Annotated in this window: 15 protein-coding genes and 1 riboswitch; of the genes, 7 read left to right on the forward strand and 8 right to left on the reverse strand. The window is 59.0% G+C overall.

Features of this window, described 5'->3' with window-relative positions; all coding sequences use genetic code 11:
- Positions 1 to 141 precede the first annotated feature (141 nt).
- The 3 genes from ALO43_RS10620 to ALO43_RS10630 form a co-directional block, all read right to left on the reverse strand.
- On the reverse strand, positions 142 to 588 hold the full coding sequence (locus ALO43_RS10620) for a hypothetical protein (RefSeq protein ID WP_053479890.1): 447 nt from the start codon (positions 586 to 588) through the stop codon (positions 142 to 144).
- A 351-nt stretch (positions 589 to 939) separates the two neighbouring features.
- Positions 940 to 1,392, reverse strand: coding sequence for a DUF1249 domain-containing protein (locus ALO43_RS10625; protein WP_024670395.1), 453 nt, complete (start codon positions 1,390 to 1,392; stop codon positions 940 to 942).
- Complete coding sequence (locus ALO43_RS10630; protein ID WP_005888467.1) at positions 1,383 to 2,000, reverse strand: NUDIX domain-containing protein; 618 nt, start codon at positions 1,998 to 2,000, stop codon at positions 1,383 to 1,385. Before ALO43_RS10630 ends, ALO43_RS10625 begins: the two co-directional genes overlap by 10 nt.
- A gap of 208 nt (positions 2,001 to 2,208) precedes the next feature.
- On the opposite strand from ALO43_RS10630, the gene ALO43_RS10635 reads away from it, so the two are divergent.
- Entirely contained in the window at positions 2,209 to 2,955 is a 747-nt protein-coding gene (locus tag ALO43_RS10635) for an RsiV family protein (protein WP_053479888.1), read from the forward strand.
- Here the strand turns inward: ALO43_RS10635 and cytX are convergent.
- Positions 2,924 to 4,213, reverse strand: a complete 1,290-nt coding sequence (gene cytX, locus ALO43_RS10640; RefSeq protein WP_005888464.1) for a putative hydroxymethylpyrimidine transporter CytX — start codon at positions 4,211 to 4,213, stop codon at positions 2,924 to 2,926. The two genes, ALO43_RS10635 and cytX, sit on opposite strands and share 32 nt — an antisense overlap.
- Before the next feature lie 127 nt (positions 4,214 to 4,340).
- On the reverse strand, positions 4,341 to 6,230 hold the full coding sequence (gene thiC, locus ALO43_RS10645) for a phosphomethylpyrimidine synthase ThiC (protein WP_005888462.1): 1,890 nt from the start codon (positions 6,228 to 6,230) through the stop codon (positions 4,341 to 4,343).
- Positions 6,231 to 6,386: 156 nt separating this feature from the next.
- A riboswitch (TPP riboswitch) is annotated at positions 6,387 to 6,491 on the reverse strand.
- A 162-nt stretch (positions 6,492 to 6,653) separates the two neighbouring features.
- Here thiC and ALO43_RS10650 point away from each other — a divergent pair.
- Complete coding sequence (locus ALO43_RS10650; RefSeq protein ID WP_024668688.1) at positions 6,654 to 8,093, forward strand: TolC family outer membrane protein; 1,440 nt, start codon at positions 6,654 to 6,656, stop codon at positions 8,091 to 8,093.
- A gap of 121 nt (positions 8,094 to 8,214) precedes the next feature.
- Here the strand turns inward: ALO43_RS10650 and waaA are convergent, their stop codons facing one another.
- On the reverse strand, positions 8,215 to 9,495 hold the full coding sequence (gene waaA / locus ALO43_RS10655; protein ID WP_054997475.1) for a lipid IV(A) 3-deoxy-D-manno-octulosonic acid transferase: 1,281 nt from the start codon (positions 9,493 to 9,495) through the stop codon (positions 8,215 to 8,217).
- 68 nt (positions 9,496 to 9,563) lie between these two features.
- On the opposite strand from waaA, the gene ALO43_RS10660 reads away from it, so the two are divergent.
- The 4 genes from ALO43_RS10660 to ALO43_RS10675 are packed head-to-tail and all read left to right on the forward strand — an operon-like array spanning position 9,564 to position 12,932.
- Positions 9,564 to 9,896 carry an SMR family transporter gene (locus ALO43_RS10660; protein ID WP_054997476.1) on the forward strand — a complete coding sequence of 111 codons (333 nt, stop codon included), beginning with the start codon at positions 9,564 to 9,566 and terminating at the stop codon, positions 9,894 to 9,896.
- 48 nt (positions 9,897 to 9,944) lie between these two features.
- Positions 9,945 to 11,120, forward strand: coding sequence for an NAD(P)/FAD-dependent oxidoreductase (locus ALO43_RS10665; protein ID WP_005888454.1), 1,176 nt, complete (start codon positions 9,945 to 9,947; stop codon positions 11,118 to 11,120).
- Positions 11,117 to 11,932: an aldo/keto reductase gene (locus ALO43_RS10670; RefSeq protein WP_053479886.1), complete on the forward strand. Its 816-nt coding sequence runs from the start codon at positions 11,117 to 11,119 to the stop codon at positions 11,930 to 11,932. The genes ALO43_RS10665 and ALO43_RS10670 overlap by 4 nt, the downstream gene beginning before the upstream one ends.
- A gap of 37 nt (positions 11,933 to 11,969) precedes the next feature.
- Positions 11,970 to 12,932 (forward strand): hypothetical protein, encoded by a 963-nt coding sequence (locus ALO43_RS10675; RefSeq protein WP_005888450.1) that lies wholly within the window; start codon positions 11,970 to 11,972, stop codon positions 12,930 to 12,932.
- 34 nt (positions 12,933 to 12,966) lie between these two features.
- On the opposite strand, the gene hldE is transcribed toward ALO43_RS10675, so the two are convergent.
- The gene (hldE, locus tag ALO43_RS10680) at positions 12,967 to 14,388 is read right to left on the reverse strand and encodes a bifunctional D-glycero-beta-D-manno-heptose-7-phosphate kinase/D-glycero-beta-D-manno-heptose 1-phosphate adenylyltransferase HldE (protein WP_024668649.1); all 1,422 of its coding nucleotides are present in this window, start codon (positions 14,386 to 14,388) and stop codon (positions 12,967 to 12,969) included.
- Positions 14,389 to 14,512: 124 nt separating this feature from the next.
- Complete coding sequence (gene msbA, locus ALO43_RS10685; protein ID WP_053479884.1) at positions 14,513 to 16,315, reverse strand: lipid A export permease/ATP-binding protein MsbA; 1,803 nt, start codon at positions 16,313 to 16,315, stop codon at positions 14,513 to 14,515.
- A 211-nt stretch (positions 16,316 to 16,526) separates the two neighbouring features.
- Here msbA and ALO43_RS10690 point away from each other — a divergent pair, with 211 nt between their 5' ends.
- Positions 16,527 to 17,165, forward strand: coding sequence for a BUD32 family EKC/KEOPS complex subunit (locus ALO43_RS10690; protein WP_005888443.1), 639 nt, complete (start codon positions 16,527 to 16,529; stop codon positions 17,163 to 17,165).
- Positions 17,166 to 17,185: the final 20 nt, after the last annotated feature.

Here is a 17,185-nt window from a genome sequence, read left to right on the forward strand (position 1 = left end):
TAAGTGCGAGGCATTTTCAGAAATAGCCTACCTATCCGGCGCAGGGTATCTGTCATGTGTAGATGACAGACAAGGACCATATGCTGCGATCCGGCCTATTCTTTTCACTTTGAAACCCAGCCGGCAATGGGTAAAGCCGGGTTATTGCTTACACAACGTAACCCACACCTCATCCAGGTCATCCTCAAGTATAAGCCTTGCTTCGAAACCCGAGTCAGAAAATTGTCGATTCAGCTTTGTATTCCAGCAGTCACGTATTACCGCACCTAGCTCGACTGCGTCTTCATAGCTAATATCACCTAACAAACTGGTAAGCTCAACCATATTAACCCAGAAAGCAACTCCAAGAGTACCTACCTCACCCAGCAAGATTTCCTTTCGTTTCAAATCAGTGTAATTTTCTTCAACAAAATACTCTCCCTCTCGGCAAAACAATGTCGGATTAAACAAAGCGGCAAAGCTCATAACAAAATCATCACTCAAGCCCTCATGGACTCTGATCATGTAAAAATAATCAAACCGCGAAAGCCCATTTTTATTAACAGCCAAATAATCTTCATAACTATTCTTAAGCATGGAATCACTCACCTTGGATACTCTTCATCTGTAGGATATCGGACAATTGGGCTATTGAGAGAGCGTAGACCGTCGCTGTGCTGATTAACTTTAGTAAACTTAACATTGGGTCGTTCATATGAGCCATGCGGCTTACCCGAGCCTCGATATTGTTTGAAGGTGCCATCTTCATGAGAGAAGTAATCTGTGCGCAGTCCGAGGGGCTGAAAACAGGGGAGCGAGTCTAAGGACTGGCGCTACGACGTCGAGCCTTGAACAGTGTCGGAGTATTGCCAGACAGGCAGTTGATACGGCCCTGCTGCAATGCCACCGGCGTCGGCGGCTGTCGCAAGCAATACGTGTTCAGAATGTTGCAGGGGGGTTTTAACGAACTGCTTCAAACTCATGCCCGCACGCCAGACAATGGCTCAGCCATTCGCCCAGAAACAGATTGAGCTGGGCTTTTTCGTCTGGCTGATGCATGTCGGCATTGGGGTATGGATAGATGCCGCGGAAGCGCCGTGCATGTTCGGCACCAATGACTTCGGCCATGCGTGCATCGTGATAGACCTGCACTTCGAGCACCGGCACCGGCAGCCAAGGCAGGCTGTGTTCCTGGCGGACTTGCAAGGTCGTGGTGTATGGGCAGTCGAGCAGCACTTCGACAGCCAGAACGCCCAGCATCTGGTCGCCCTGGGTGACTGCGACCCGGCGCGAACGCTGTTCGTTGCGCATGTCGGGCAGCAGGCGCATCAGGCGCGCGTAGTTCGCCTCGCACGCTGCCTGCAGCCCGGCAAGATCGACACGATAGCGGTCACGCAACAGATTCAAGACCATAGACCCCTTATCTCGGCACGGTTCAACGCCAGCCATTGCAAAGCGATGATCGTCGAAGCGTTTTTGATTCTTCCGTCCTTGACGGCTTCCAGTGCATCATCGAACGACCAGATCGTAACCCGGATGTCTTCGCCCTCAGATTCAAGGCCGTGCAATCCACCCGCCCCTTCGCTGCTGCAGCGCCCCATGAACAAGTGCACAAATTCATCACTGCCGCCCGGAGACGGGAAATATTTGGTGATCGGCCACAGAGCGTCGAACACCAGTCCAGCTTCCTCTTCTGCCTCGCGATGAGCAACTTCTTCCGGCTGTTCGTCCTTGTCTATAAGACCGGCGACCAGTTCTATCAGCCAGGGGTTTTCAGTCTTTTTCATGGCGCCGACGCGGAACTGTTCGATCAGCACCACCTCATCACGCTTGGCATCGTAAGGCAGCACGCAGACGGCATCGTGACGAACGAACAGCTCGCGGCTTATTTCCTTGCTCATGCCACCTGCAAACAGCTCATGGCGCACGTGCAACTTGTCCAGCCTGTAGAAGCCTTTGAAGCAGTTTTCACGGCTGATCGTTTCAAAAGCCGTGGGTGCAGTTCGTGTGGTCTGGGTCATGGAATTCTCGCTTGCCGCCATTTTTGACATCGGGCCATCCTAACGCGCATCGACGGTCGGATGCAGCCCCCTTGAACATGCAGGGTAGACGGTCGGGGCATAAAACAATTCTAATCTGCCACCTGGCGAACCGAAGTCGCCGTTTAGAGTCAAACCAGCCTTCACACGCACAACGCAACCGCCTTTTTTGACACTGCCAAGGATCAACATGTCGTTATTGAGGATCACTTCACTGGCTTGCCTGGCCCTTTTGCTCGGCGCCTGCCAAAGCCTCTTCACGCCCAACATGCGCACACCGCTGCAAGTCCAGCGCGATGCGTCCGAGCTGATCAAGCCGGGCTGCACAACCGCAGACTGCCCGCTGGTGAACATCGATACGGTGCATTTCCCCGATGAGCCGCGTCTGGACGCTATCGTCCAGAAGACGCTGCTGCAACTGACGGTCGGTGATACCAGCACCTCGGCGCCGCCATCAATCAAAGCCTATCAGGAGCAGTTTCTGAGCCAGGCCCAGGGTAAAAATGCCAGCTACCTGCAAGCCAAGGTACGCGAGCAGCATGACGGTATCGTGGTTGTAGAACTGTCCAGCTACTTGGATAACGGCGGCGCTCACGGCAATCCTGGTCGAGCGTTTATCAACTATTCGCGTCAGCAGCAGAAGGTCCTGACGCTGGCCGACATGATCATCCCGGGCAAGGAAAGCGAGTTCTGGCAGAAGGCCCAACTGGCCCATCAGAGCTGGCTGCTCTCGACCAAGATGAATGAAGACAGCGAGTTCATGAAGACTTGGCCCTTCAAGCGCACGCCGCATATTGCGCTGACTTACGGGGCCGTGATCCTCAAGTATCCGGTGGATACCATCGCGCCGTATTCGATGGGGCACATCGAGCTGAAGGTTCCTTATCCTCAGCTCAACGGCATCCTCAAGCCGGAACTGTTTCCCGGTCGGGGTTGATTGATAAGCCGATCAACAGCTGCAACACGCCAGCGACGATGAGCGCTGGCAGTGTTGCGCCCACCTCAGGCCAGAGATTGGCCAACAGGTGATAAGTGCTGATACCCCCCAGCCACGCCAGCAGGCTCATCCAGCGTAGCTCGTCCTTCCCGACCTGACCCGTGCGACGACACAGGATGAAATGGTCGACCAGCACGACGCCGAACAGCGGCGCAAACACCGAACCGATCAGCAACAGGAAATTCTGGTACTGGGCCAATGGCGCCAGACAGGCGATCAGGGTGCAGGTGATGCCAATGACCAAGGCCAGGTATTCGACCTTGATGCGTGACAGCAACGCACTGGATACCGCAGCCGAGTGAATATCGGCAAATGCGTTCTCGGTTTCATCCAGCAAAATCAGCAGCAAGGGGATCCCCATGCCCGCGCCAGCCAACGCCAACAACAAGGCATTGACCTCGCCACTCGGTGCGAACGCCAGGGTGTAGGCGACACCGAGGCTCATCAGCCAGAAATTGCCCATAAAAAAGCCTATTGCGGTGCCACCGAATACGCTTTTTGCGCGTCGGCCAAAACGCGAATAGTCGGCGATCAGTGGCAACCAAGACAGCGGCATGGCGATGGCAATGTCGAACCCGGAGGCAAACGGCATCGAACCGTCACCGGACGTTGCCCACAGCGCAGCCAGATCAGCCTTGGCGAGCAGGTTCCAGGTCAGCCATGAGCAGGCTGCCAGCAGAATCCACAGGCCCCATTTGCGCAAAAACCGCCGCACGAAGGTCAATGGTCCACTGACAGCCAGCAGCGTGGCCAGTGCGCCGAAAACCAGCGTCCAGAGCAGCGGGCTGGCCCAAAGGCTGCCGTCTGCAAAGGCCCGAGCGCCCAACAGACTGGCAGCATCGCGCATGACGATGATCTCGAACGAGCCCCAGCCGATCAGTTGCAGCAGGTTCAGGACCGCTGGCAGCGATGCACCTTTGCTGCCCAGGCTGAGTTTGAGCGCTGCCATGGATGACAAACCAGTGTCGCTGCCGATCACCGCGACACTGGCGAGCAGCAGAACCCCCACCAGCGTGCCGAGAAAAATCGCCAGCATCGAGCCGGACATGCCCAGACCCGGCGCCAACAAGGCCCCGGTTTGCAACACCATCAGGCCGATACCAAGGGAAAACCAAAGGGAAAACAGATCTCGCCCGCCGAATACCCGCTGGCTCGCGGGAACGGGAATGTCAGGTGAATAGGTGCCGGGTGTGTTCACGTTTGTGTCTCGTGCGAGGTGTTGATTCGGTGATTCGGGATCGGACGCAGAGCGTCCAGAACAGCGCTACCACGCAGAGCGTGGGAGCGATAACCGCTAGCGGTGTTCTGTCTGCACCTGTCGTTCCCTACACTTTCTTGTACAACTGGCTGCCTTCCTGTTTGAAGCGCTCGGCCTGTTCGGCCAGGCCTTTGGCAACATCTACATCCACTGCTTCAATCCGCTGGTTGGCGGCGTATTCACGCACTTCCTGGGTGATTTTCATCGAGCAGAATTTCGGCCCGCACATGGAACAGAAATGCGCGACCTTGGCAGAGTCCTTGGGCAGGGTTTCATCGTGATAAGAGCGCGCGGTATCAGGGTCCAGGCCGAGGTTGAACTGGTCTTCCCAGCGGAACTCGAAACGCGCCTTGCTCAGCGCATTGTCGCGAATCTGTGCGCCCGGATGACCTTTGGCCAGGTCAGCCGCATGGGCAGCGATCTTGTAGGTGATGATCCCGGTCTTCACGTCATCCTTGTTCGGCAACCCCAGGTGTTCCTTGGGCGTGACGTAACACAGCATGGCGCAACCGAACCAGCCGATCATCGCCGCACCAATGCCCGAGGTGATGTGGTCATAACCCGGCGCGATATCGGTGGTCAGCGGGCCGAGGGTGTAAAACGGTGCTTCATCGCAGCACTCCAGCTGCTTGTCCATGTTCTCTTTGATCAACTGCATAGGCACATGGCCCGGGCCTTCGATCATGGTCTGCACGTCGTGTTTCCAGGCAATCTTGGTCAGTTCGCCGAGGGTTTCCAGTTCACCGAATTGCGCCGCATCGTTGGCGTCGGCAATCGAGCCCGGACGCAGGCCATCGCCCAGCGAGAAGCTGACGTCGTAAGCCTTCATGATTTCGCAGATGTCTTCGAAATGCGTGTACAGGAAGTTTTCCTGGTGATGCGCCAGGCACCATTTGGCCATGATCGAACCGCCACGACTGACAATACCGGTCACACGCTTGGCGGTCAGCGGCACATAACGCAGCAGTACACCGGCGTGAATAGTGAAGTAATCGACGCCCTGCTCGGCCTGCTCGATCAGCGTGTCGCGGAACAGCTCCCAGGTCAGGTCTTCGGCGGCACCACCGACTTTTTCCAGCGCCTGATAAATCGGTACAGTGCCAATCGGCACCGGCGAATTGCGGATGATCCACTCGCGCGTTTCATGAATGTGCTTGCCTGTGGACAGGTCCATGACCGTGTCCGAACCCCAGCGAATGCCCCAGGTCAGTTTGGCGACTTCTTCTTCGATGGAAGAACCCAGCGCACTGTTGCCGATGTTGCCGTTGATCTTAACCAGGAAGTTACGGCCGATGATCATCGGCTCCAGCTCGACGTGGTTGATGTTGGCCGGGATGATCGCGCGGCCACGGGCGATCTCTTCACGCACGAACTCGGCGGTTATTTCCTTAGGAATGCTGGCTCCGAAGCTGTGCCCGGCATGCTGCTGGGTCAGCAGACCCGCGGCGCGGGCTTCCTGAAGCTTCATGTTTTCGCGGATGGCGACGTATTCCATCTCGGCGGTGATAATTCCCTGACGCGCGTAGTGCATCTGGCTGACGTTGGCGCCGGCCTTGGCGCGGCGCGGGTTGCGCACATGTGCAAAGCGCAGCGCGGTCAGCTCGGCATCGCTCAGGCGTTGCTGACCGAAGTTGGAGCTCAGGCCAGGCAGACGCTCGGTGTCATTGCGCGAGTCGATCCAAGGCGAACGGACGTCGGCCAGACCTTTGCGCACGTCGATAATCACGTTGGGGTCGGTGTAGGGGCCTGAGGTGTCGTAGACAGTTACTGGTGCGTTGATTTCGCCACCAAAATCGGTCGGCGTGATATCCAGGGTCACTTCGCGCATCGGCACGCGGATGTCCGGGCGTGAGCCCTGAACATAGATTTTCTGCGAACGGGTAAACGGCTGTACCGATCCGGAATCGACCTGCGCCGACTCGCTCAAATGGGCTGTGTTTTTTGGTTTTGTACTCATCACGGGCTCTCCAGACATCCGGTTGCGGATTTATTGTCGGAGTAACCTGAACATGACGGACGGACGCACCAGTGCTGGTGCCGAGTATCTAAAGGAGGCGAAACTGTTCATTATTTGAACAATCGACCCCGGACGATACTCAAGAGGACTCGCCGGGAGACGAGAAATCTTGTTCCCTACGCAGGCGCTAACCTGATCAGGTTCAACGGGATCCGGTTTAACCGATCTCAGCCTCATAGCAAGGCACCCCGACAAGAACGCGGCCAGTCTATGCCGGGGCGCGGTCGTAATGCCAGCCTATTTGCAAGGGGCTCGATAAATGGCGTAAATCGCCGATTGTTGAGTAAAGCGTCTGGCTCTACACTCGCTAACCCGGTTTTTCTTCAAACTGTGATTACTTTCTTCATGAACAGGGAATGCCTCATGTTGCGCAAACTTTCGTTGGTCGTGGCTGTTTCGTTTGCGTCCAGCGGGCTGACCTGGGCTGCCGACTTGCCAATGCCGACCAGGACTGGACTGTTGAACGTGTACCAGCAGGCGGTGGACAACAACGCAGACCTCGCTGCTTCTCGCGCCGACTACGACGCCCGCAAGGAAGCCGTGCCGCAGGCGCGAGCCGGTTTGCTGCCGAATATTTCCGGCAGCGTCCAGAACACCAACACCCGCACCAGTATTGACCGGCCCAGCGCCGTAGCCACCCGCAGCGGCACGGTTTACCAGGCCACCCTGAGCCAGCCGATCTTTCGCGCCGACCGCTGGTTCCAGCTGCAGGCTGCCGAAGCGGTCAACGAGCAGGCAGCGCTGGAGCTTTCGGCCACCGAACAGAACCTGATCCTGCAATCTGCACAGAGCTATTTCAGCGTTTTGCGAGCGCAAGACAACCTGGCGTCGACCAAGGCTGAGGAAGCAGCGTTCAAACGCCAGCTGGATCAGGCCAACGAGCGTTTCGATGTTGGTCTGTCGGACAAGACCGACGTGCTGCAGGCGCAGGCCAGCTATGACACATCACGCGCCAGCCGTTTGCTCGCCAAACGTCAGGTGGACGATGCCTTTCAGGCACTGGTGACGCTGACCAATCGCGAATACAACTCCATCGAAGGCATCGTGCATACCTTGCCGGTGCTCGCCCCCACACCCAATGACGCCAAGGCCTGGGTCGACACCGCCGCGCAGCAGAACCTCAACCTGCTGGCCAGCAATTACGCGGTCAGCGCTGCCGAAGAAACTCTGCGCCAGCGCAAGGCCGGGCATGCGCCGACACTCGATGCGGTCGCTACCTATCAGCGTGGCGACAACGATTCACTGGGTTTCAACAACCCCAACTACACTGGGCAGAATTACGGCGGTGATGTCGAGCAGCGCAGCATCGGCGTGCAGTTGAACATCCCGATCTACAGCGGCGGGCTGACCAGTTCGCAAGTGCGTGAGGCCTATTCGCGGTTGAGCCAGACTGAGCAACGCCGCGAAAGCCTGCGCCGTCAGGTGGTGGAAAACACCCGCAACCTGCACCGTGCAGTGAATACCGATGTCGAGCAGGTACAGGCTCGCAAGCAGTCGATAATCTCTAACCAGAGCGCGCTGGAAGCCACGGAAATCGGCTATCAGGTCGGTACCCGCAACATCGTCGACGTGCTGGACGCGCAGCGCCAGTTGTATGCCTCGGTGCGCGATTACAACAACACGCGCTACGACTACATCCTCGACAACCTGCGCCTGAAGCAGGCCGCAGGCACCCTCAACCCAGGCGATCTGCAGGACTTGTCACGCTACCTCAAGCCGGACTACAACCCGGACAAGGACTTCCTGCCGCCGGATTTGGCGACTGCGGCGCAGAAAAACTTCGAGCGGCCTGCACAGCGCTGACAAGATGGCGCAGAGCGTCACGGAATGCACTCCCACGCTGGAGTGAGGAATGAGAATCTCAACTATCGTGCCCATGCTCCGCGTGGGCACGCAGTTCTGGACGCTCCGCGTCCTTGCCGATTCAGCGCTTGGCCATCAAACGCCCGATCCCGTCCAGCAAGCGCTGCAAAGCGCCCTGATTGGCTTTCATCACCGCAAGCCCGGCATCGGCCATGCTGCGGGCCTGTTGTGGCTGGTCGATCAGGCGCTGCACCGCAGCGGCCAATGCGGTCGCATCGCTGACCTCTTGCAAGGCACCGGCATTGCGCAGCATTGCGGCTATCTCAAGGAAGTTGAACAGGTGCGGGCCGCTCAGTACCGGTTTGGTCAGTGCCGCAGGCTCCAACAGGTTGTGTCCGCCGTTGGGCACCAGGCTGCCGCCAACGAAGGCAATGTCGGCCAACGCATAGAGAAACAGCAATTCGCCCATGGTGTCGCCCATCAGCACCGAAACCTCCGGAGTGACAACCTGAGCGGATGAACGCCTAACGGTGACAAAACCCTGCTGGTTACACAGCGCATGTACGCTGTCGAACCGTTCGGGATGTCGTGGGACCAGAATCAGCAATGCATCGGGGTGCGTGGCCAGTAACCTACGATGCGCGGCCAAGGCAATTTCGTCTTCGCCTTCATGAGTGCTTGCCGCAATCCATACCGGACGCTGCGCTGCCTGCCATTGCTCGCGCAATTGCGCGGCGCGTGCCAGCAATTGCGGATCGACGCTCAGGTCGAATTTGATAGAACCGGTAACAGCCACGCACTCGGGACGCGCGCCCAGATCACGAAAACGCTGTGCTTCCACTTCGGTCTGCACCGCGAACCAGGCCATTTCCGCCAGCATCGGTCGCGTCAGTTTCGCAAAACGTGCATAACCCCGCGCCGACCGCTCGGACAGCCGCGCATTGGCAAGCACTACGGGGATCCCGCGCCTGGCGCACTGATGAATATGATTGGGCCACAGTTCGGTTTCCATGATGATGCCGAGCCGCGGCTGCACATGGTCAAGGAAACGGCCGGCGGCCCACGGCAGGTCGTATGGCAGGTAACAGTGCTGAATGCGCGGATCGCTGGCGAACATCGCCTTGATTCGCTCCGAACCTGTGGGCGTCATGCAAGTCACAGTGATCGGCAGTTGCGGATAGTGCGCCAGCAGCGCACGAATCATCGGCGCTGCAGCGATACTTTCGCCCACCGACACCGCATGCACCCATATCCCGCCGCGCTGCATGGCAGGCAAGCCACTGGCGAAACGCTCGCCGATGCGCTGGCGATACGCAGGGGCCTTGCGCGCACGCAGCCAGAGGCGCAGGGCCACTAGCGGCAGGCCAAGATGAAACAGCACGGTATAAAGGGTTCTATTCATGGCGCGGAGTTTATCAGCCCGCCATCACAAGCCGCTAGAATGCGCAGCCTGACGAAAAGGAATGCACCATGAACGCTTACTACCTGTTGGCTATCGCCGTCTGCGCGGAAGTCATTGCCACCACGTCCATGAAAGCCGTCAAGGGATTCAGCACACCCTTGCCCTTACTGTTGCTGATCACCGGCTATGCAATCGCGTTCTGGATGCCGATTCTGGTGATGCGCACTATCCCGGTCGGTATCACCTACGCCATCTGGTCGGGCATGGGCATCGTCCTGGTGAGCATCGCAGCGTACTTTATCTACGGCCAGAAACTCGACCTGCCGGCCCTGCTGGGCATGGGAATGATCGTGGCTGGTGTGGCGGTCATCCAGCTGTTCTCGAAAACCGCCGGGCATTGAAAACCTGATCCTTTATAATGCTGGTACTTTTTGCTCACTGAGGTGCTCATGCCATCGGTTATTTCCACTGACGTGCTGATTGTTGGGGCTGGCGTAGCCGGTCTCTGGCTCAATGCCAGGTTGCGTCGTCAAGGGTTCTCGACAGTGCTGGTAGAAAGCGCCAGCCTGGGTGGCGGGCAAAGTCTAAAGTCGCAGGGGATCATTCACGGCGGCGCCAAATACGCCCTGCACGGCGCGCTGTCCGGTGCCTCCGAGGCCATTGCCGACATGCCCCGCCGCTGGCGTGAAGCGCTCGACGGCAAGGGCGAGCTGGACCTGTCGGGGGTGCGCCTGCTGTCCGAAGCCCATTACCTGTGGTCGCCTGGCACCCTTGCCGGCAACCTGACCAGTTTCTTCGCCAGCAAGGCAGTGCGCGGCCGCGTGGATCAGGTCAAGGGCGAGCAATTGCCGCCCGCCCTGCAAAACCCGAAATTCAAGGGCAAGGTCTATCGGCTGGCCGAACTGGTGGTCGATGTGCCCAGCCTCATCGGACGACTTGCACAGCTGGCAGATGACAGCCTGCTGGCGGGGCAGAATATCGAGCCGCTTTACGAGACAGACGAGCTGGTCGGCCTGCGTGTCGATGGTCGCGCCATTCATGCCCAGCGCATTGTGCTCAGCGCAGGCGGAGGCACTGCCGACCTGCTGAACGCGCTTGGCGTGTCGCAGCCACAGATGCAGCGCCGTCCGCTGCACATGGTGCTGGTCAAGGGGCCCACCCTGAAACCGTTGTTCGCTCATTGCCTGGGCGGCGGCACCAAGCCACGCATCACGGTGACGACCCACCCCGCAGCCAATGGCCAATGGGTGTGGTATCTGGGTGGCGATCTGGCCGAAGCCGATGGCGTGGCCCGCGAACCGGACGCGCAGATTGCCGTCGCCCGCAAGGAGCTTGAAGCCTTGCTGCCGTGGATCGACCTGAGTCAGGCGCAATGGGCGACCCTGCGAGTGGACCGAGCCGAACCTGCCCAGTCAGGGCTAGTCCGCCCGGACAACGCCTTTCTCGACAGCCAGCATCGTCTGATGGTGGGTTGGCCAACCAAACTGGCGCTGGCTCCGGACTTCGCTGACCGGGTTCTGTCGCAGCTGTCGAGGGACGGCATCCACCCAACGCCACAAGCACCGCTGGTGGACGTGCCACGGCCGCCAATGGCCATACCTGTCTGGGATGAACTGCTGCCATGAGCCTGAAGACCCTGCACGACCTGCATCGCCCCCTCGGCAGCACCGGCCTGAGCGTCTCGCCGCTGGGCCTGGGCACAGTCAAACTAGGGCGCGACGTGGGCGTCAAATACCCCAGCGGTTTCAAAATTCCCGATGACCAGCAGGCGCAGATGCTGTTGCGCATGGCCCGCGACATGGGCATCAACCTGATCGACACCGCACCGGCTTACGGCACCAGCGAAGAACGCCTAGGCCCTTTGCTGCGTGGTCAACGCAATGACTGGGTGATCGTCAGCAAGGTTGGTGAGGAATTCAACAATGGCCAGTCCAGTCACGATTTCAGCGCGGCACACACCCGCAAGTCAGTCGAGCGCAGCCTGAAACGTCTTGAAACTGACTTTCTCGACCTGGTTCTGGTGCATTCGGACGGCAACGACCTGGCGATTCTCAATGAGGCAGAGGTGTACCAGACGCTCGCCGAACTCAAGCGCGAAGGCAAGATCCGTGGCTACGGTTTTTCTGGCAAAACGGTCGAGGGCGGCCTGCTGGCATTGCGCGAAGGCGACTGCGCGATGGTCACCTATAACCTCGCCGAACAGCACGAAAAACCGGTCCTGGACTACGCTGCCGCCCACGGCAAAGGCATTCTGGTCAAAAAGGCGCTGGCCAGCGGTCATGCCTGCCTGACGCCCGGCACCGACCCGGTGCAGGCCAGTTTTCAACTACTGTTTGAACACCCGGGAGTTGTCAGTGCTATTGTCGGGACCATCAACCCGCTGCACCTGGCGCATAACATTGCCACCGCCGCTGCCGTAATTTGCCGTCAAGCCTGATTTAAGGCGGCCGACCCCAACGCAAGAAGGAGCCGTTATGCCGCGAACACTGATCCGGAAAAACCCCAGCAACTTCAAGACTCTACCGCTGTTTGTCGAAGCCACTCCCGAAGGCCTGAGCTATCAGAGCGTCGGCATGCCGATGAACTTCGCCCAGACCTTGCAGCGGCGGCGCAAGATCGAAGTGCCGGACACCGAGCGCTTCTCTGCCGAACTGGCCAACCTGGGGGTTTCGGTGCGCCTGACCGTCAGTTGGCAGAATCGCGATTACTGGGTGCTGGTCCGTCAGCGTCGTCAGGACCGCGGTGACGTGGTACTCAAGCTGATTTCGGGCTACGTACCGGCCCACGAGCTGGCATTGCCTCTGCACACAGCTATTCAGGAAGTGGCCGAAGAATGCCTGATCGAAACGCCTCAAGGCTGGCTGAACGGCCTGTTCAAGGAAACCTGGCTGCCTGCGCCTTACGCTGCGGCGCTGCATTATCGTGATGCCCTGCCCTTTCGCCTGAGCCCGCTGTCCGGTGCCGCTCGCCCGGTACGCAGCGGCAACCTGACACTCATCGAACGGCCTCGGGCCTACGTGCATCTGCCCACGGCGTCACTGCAGCTGATTTACGACATGCGCCTGGAAATCCCCAAAGAGGCGCGCCCGATCAGCTTGTTCCACGTCGATGAGGCGCTGGAAAACAATGAACTCGTCGCCCGCTTGAACCGCAGCAAACCGGACCTGTACCTGATGCCGCTGGAAAACGGATCGCCGCTACCCGAGCTGTACACGCTGAAACGCGACAAGCTGAGCCCTGCAGGAACTCGCGGGCTGTATCTGGCAGAGAGTTTCGCTGCCCAGGATGGCTGGGTGGTGAGAGAGGAGCGGATTCGCTGGAAAGACTGGTTGCGCCAGCAAGGCATGGCCCCGCCACCAAAGAAAACCGGCTTCAAACGCCTGACCGTCAAGGCTCGGGAACTGTTGCAGATGGCTCGGGGCAGCCTGAGCAAGTAGCTGCAAGCTTGCGGCTTGCAGCTATATATTGCCGTTACTGACTGCGTATCTTCTCGACGATGGCCGTTGTCGAGCTGTTTTCTACCAGACCCAACACCCGCACCTCGCCGCCGTAGGCCTGAACGATATCGGCGCCGACCACCTGATCGACTCCGTAATCCCCACCTTTGACCAGCACGTCAGGCTTGACGTGAGTCAGCAGGTTCTCGGGCGTGCCTTCAGGGAAACTGATCACCCAGTCCACCGCGCCCAGCCCGGCCAATACGGCCATGCGCCGGTCAACGCTGTTGATCGGACGCCCCGGCCCTTTCAGGCGGCTGACAGAAGCGTCGTCATTGACCGCCACAATCAAGCGATCGCCCAGTGCCCGCGCCTGTTCCAGATAGGTTACGTGACCGGCATGGAGAATGTCGAAGCAGCCATTGGTGAAGACGATTCTTTCCTTGTGCGCACGCGCATCATCGACCGCCAGCAGCAACTGCTCCAGGCCCAGCACGCCACGCTCGGAGCCTTCTTCGCGCTGGATGGCACGGCGCAGCTCAGGGGCGCTGATTGCAGCAGTACCCAGCTTGCCAACCACGATGCCTGCCGCCAGGTTGGCCAGCGCAACGGCATGGGGCAATTCTTCGCCCGCCGCAATCGCCGCTGCCAACGTGGAAATGACGGTGTCGCCCGCGCCCGTCACGTCGAACACTTCGCGGGCTCTGGCGGGCAGGTGCAGCGCCTGTTGATCAGGACGCAGCAACGTCATGCCATGCTCGCCGCGAGTCACCAGCAAGGCGCCTAGATCGAGTTCCTGCATGAGTTGCGCCCCTTTGGTGACCAATTGGGCTTCATCGACGCAGTGACCGACAATGGCCTCGAACTCGCTCAGGTTCGGGGTGATCAGGCTGGCACCACGATAAATCGCGAAGTCCTTGCCCTTGGGGTCGGCCAGTACCGGGATGCCACGCTTGCGGGCGGCCTGAATCAGCGCCTGATGGTTTTTCAGTGCGCCCTTGCCGTAATCGGACAGGACCAGCACCTTGATGCCGTCCAGCAAACTGTAAACTTCTGCGCTCAGCGCCAGCGGGTCGGTGTTGAAGGGTTCTTCGAAGTCGATACGCAGCAACTGCTGGTGGCGACTCATGACGCGCAATTTGACGATGGTGGGCTGGTCGGCGATGCGCTGAAAACGCGCCAGAACGCCAGCTGCCTTAAGGCTGTTGGCTAGACTTTCGGCGGCCTCGTCGTCACCGGTCACACCGACCAGAGACGCCGGCGCGCCCAGCGCAGCGATGTTCAGGGCTACGTTGGCGGCACCGCCCGGACGGTCTTCGATCTGATCGACCTTGACCACAGGCACCGGCGCTTCAGGGGAAATACGCGAGGTACCACCATGCCAGTATCTGTCGAGCATGACATCACCGACCACCAGGACAGGGGCCTGATCAAAGCGCGGCATGGTTAGCTTCATGGAACAACCCGTACTAGAAAAATGGACAGGGGCGGAATCTTAGCACAGGGGTTTGCAACCGACAGGCTGTTGAGTTTCGCCGCCAAAAGGCAGGCGGGCTGCATCAGCCCGCCCGATAGTGAGGTCAGACAGCGCCGACAGGAGCAGGCTCATCCAGCCCCATTGCATGCAAACGAGCGTAGTAGCCGTTCTGCGCAAGCAGCTCTGCATGAGTGCCCCGCTCGACGATCTGCCCGGCGTCCATGACCAGGATCAGGTCGGCCTTTTCGATGGTCGAAAGGCGATGGGCGATGACCAGCGTGGTACGGCCCTTCATGACGTGATCCAGCGCCGCCTGGATGTGCCGCTCCGATTCGGTATCGAGGGCGGAAGTCGCCTCGTCGAGAATCAGCAGTGGCGCATTCTTGAGCAAGGCGCGAGCAATCGCCAGACGCTGCCGTTGACCACCGGACAGCAACACGCCGTTTTCGCCCACCTGAGTGTCGAACCCTTGCGGCAGTTGGTCGATGAATTCCTTGGCGTACGCATCGGCGGCAGCGGCCTCGATATCGGCACGCGGCGCCCCTGCCAGGTCGCCATAAGCGATGTTGTTGGCGATGCTGTCATTGAACAGCGTGACGTTCTGGTTGACCTGAGCAATATGCCTGCGCAGGTTGCGCAGCCGGTAATCATTGATCTCGACGCCATCGAGCAGGATATTGCCCAGATCGTGACCATAAAACCGCGGGATCAGGTTGGCCAGCGTCGACTTGCCGCTGCCAGAACGGCCTACCAGGGCGATCATCTGCCCCGGCGCCGCCGAAAAGCTGATGTCGTTCAGGACCTGACGCGCAGTTTCCGGATAGAAGAAGCTGAGGTTCTTCACCTCGAGATGGCCGGAGACACGCTCACGCTCGATAGAGCCGGTGTCGACCTCTTCTTCGACATCCAGCTGCTCGAAGATGCTTTCGGCACCTGCCACGCCCTTCTGAATGGTCGAACTGACTTCCGACAACTGACGGATCGGCTTGGGCAACAAGCCCGCAGCCGTGATGTACGCCACCAGATCGCCTGCGGTTGCATCGCCACGCAGAAACAGCACCAGAAACATCAGCACCGCCATGGCGGTGTAGATCACCAGTTGCAGCATCGGCGTATAGATTGCGCCGGTCTTGGTCATGCGCAGTTGTTTGCGGGTATTGCTGTCACTGGCCTGAGCGAAGCGCGCCTCTTCGTAGGACTCGCCGCCGAAACTGCGCACCACGCGATAGCCATGAATGGTTTCCGACGCAACGTGGGTCACGTCGCCCATCGCCACTTGAATCTTCTTGCTCTGCTTGCGGAATTTCTTGCTCGCACTGCCCACCATCACGGCAATCAGCGGCAGGATTGCCAGCATCACCAAGGTCAGCTTCCAGTTCATCATCAACAGGTAGATGAACAGGAACACCACAGTCAGGCCTTCGCGAATCACGACCTTGATAGCATCGGTGGCAGCACCGGTCACCATGGTGACGTTGAAGGTGATTCGCGAGATCAGGTGGCCAGAATTGGTCGTGTCGAAATAGCGGTTGGGCAGGACCAGCAGTTTGTTGAACAACTCGACCCGCAGATCATGCACCAGCCCCAGCGAGACCTTTGCCAGGAAATAGTTACCCAGAAACGAGCCAAGGCCCTGCCATGCGGCAATCAGAACGATCAGCAGCGGCACGGCCTGCAGCAGTTGCAGCTCCCGCAGGTAAGGCACATTGGGAAACAGCACGGCCTCGGGATTGGTCAGGCCATCGACAAAGTATTTCAGGATGCCCGCGAGCATCGGCTGGGTCGAGGCGAAAATCACGAAACCAATGATACTGAGCAGGAAAATGCCCACATACGGACGCACGTAAGACAACAGACGGAAATAGATTTTCACGCTGGAGGTTGCGGACGATTCGGAAGTTGTCATGAGAGTCCGTCGTGTTAAAAAGAGGCCGAATTGTATCACAGCAGTTTTCGTGGCTGCCTGCTGCGGTAACATAGGCAGCCCGTCCATTCCCGGGGGCTTCTGATCGCTGCCCGAAGCCTGCAAGCCTGGCTTCTGCCCGAAGGGCCAGAATCGAAGGCAGGCTTATGTATGACGATCATTGGGCCCTTGGGGCGTAAAAACCGGAGTATCGATGCAAGCGCTTGACCACGCCCACTACCTTGACCTGGTTCAAGGTGCCGAAGTGCTTGAAGCCGACGGCACGGGCGATAAAGTACTACGTCTGCGTGACGGGTCGATGTTGAAATTGTTTCGGCGCAAGCGCCTGGTCAGCTCGGCAGCCTGGTATCCCTATGCCCAGCGCTTCGCAGACAACTGCGTGACACTGGCCAATCGTGATATCCCCTGCCCGCGCGTACTCACGGTCTGCCGAATTGCCGAGATAGAGCGCGACGCCGTCCATTACGAACCGCTGGCCGGTTACACCCTGCGCCAACTGCTGGGCAGCGCGCTCGCCGACGACAAGCTGCGCACGCAACTGGGCCGTTTCATTGCCAGCCTGCACGAGAAAGGGGTGTACTTTCGCTCGGCCCACCTGGGCAACGTGATTCTTACGCCAGAGGGCAACCTGGGCTTGATCGATATCGCCGACATGAAGACCTACCGCCACTCTTTGCGCAAAAGCCTGCGCCTGCGAAATTTCAAGCACATGCTGCGCTATCAGGAAGACCGTCAGTGGCTGCTGGACAATGGTAACCCGGCATTTCTGGAAGGCTACATGAGCGCTCAGACCCTGTGTCGCACTGGTGAGCTTACCCAGGCAATGATCTGAAAAAAATGGCCGCTCAAAAG

Origin of the sequence: Pseudomonas tremae, assembly GCF_001401155.1 — a bacterium.
Lineage (GTDB): Bacteria > Pseudomonadota > Gammaproteobacteria > Pseudomonadales > Pseudomonadaceae > Aquipseudomonas > Aquipseudomonas tremae.